Origin of the sequence: Actinoplanes solisilvae, from assembly GCF_003999975.1 — a bacterium.
In the GTDB taxonomy this organism is placed as follows: domain Bacteria; phylum Actinomycetota; class Actinomycetes; order Mycobacteriales; family Micromonosporaceae; genus Actinoplanes; species Actinoplanes solisilvae.
The window spans coordinates 1-794 of record NZ_RJAC01000093.1; the positions used below are offsets into that span (position 1 = coordinate 1).

At 62.3% G+C, this 794-nt stretch carries 1 protein-coding gene; it reads left to right on the forward strand.

Annotation, left to right across the window (positions count from 1 at the left end; all coding sequences use genetic code 11):
* The coding region (locus EER30_RS46720) for a cbb3-type cytochrome c oxidase subunit I (RefSeq protein WP_205650738.1) at positions 1-794 on the forward strand (794 nt) is incomplete at both ends.

Below are 794 nucleotides of genomic sequence, written 5' to 3' on the forward strand. Positions count from 1 at the left end.
ATGCTGTGGCAGCACCTCTTCTGGTTCTTCGGCCATCCCGAGGTGTACATCGTGGCGCTGCCGTTCTTCGGCATCATCACCGAGGTCATCCCGGTCTTCAGCCGCAAGCCGGTCTTCGGCTACAAGGGCCTGGTCGCCGCGACGCTGCTGATCGCCGCGCTGTCGATGTCGGTCTGGGCGCACCACATGTTCGTGACCGGCCAGGTGCTGCTGCCGTTCTTCAGCTTCCTGAGCTTCCTGATCGCGGTGCCGACGGGCATGAAGTTCTTCGTGTGGATCGGCACGATGTGGCGCGGCCAGATCAGCTTCGAGACACCGATGCTGTTCGCGATCGGCTTCCTCGTGACATTCCTGTTCGGTGGTCTGTCCGGCGTGCTGCTGGCCTCCCCGCCGATCGACTTCCACGTGTCCGACTCGTACTTCGTGATCGCGCACTTCCACTACGTGCTCTTCGGCACGATCGTGTTCGCGGTGTTCTCCGGAATCTATTTCTGGTTCCCGAAGATGTTCGGCCGCATGCTCGACGAGCGCCTCGGCAAGATTCACTTCTGGCTGACGTTCATCGGCTTCCACGCCACGTTCCTCGTGCAGCACTGGCTGGGCACCAAGGGCATGCCGCGCCGCTACGTCGACTACCTGGCGTCGGACGGGTTCACGTTCCTGAACACGTTCTCGACGCTGGGCTCGTTCGTGCTCGGCCTGTCGACGCTGCCGTTCATCTACAACGTGTGGAAGTCGTACAAGGTCGGTCAGCTCGTCACGGTCGACGACCCGTGGGGCCACGGCAACTCGCT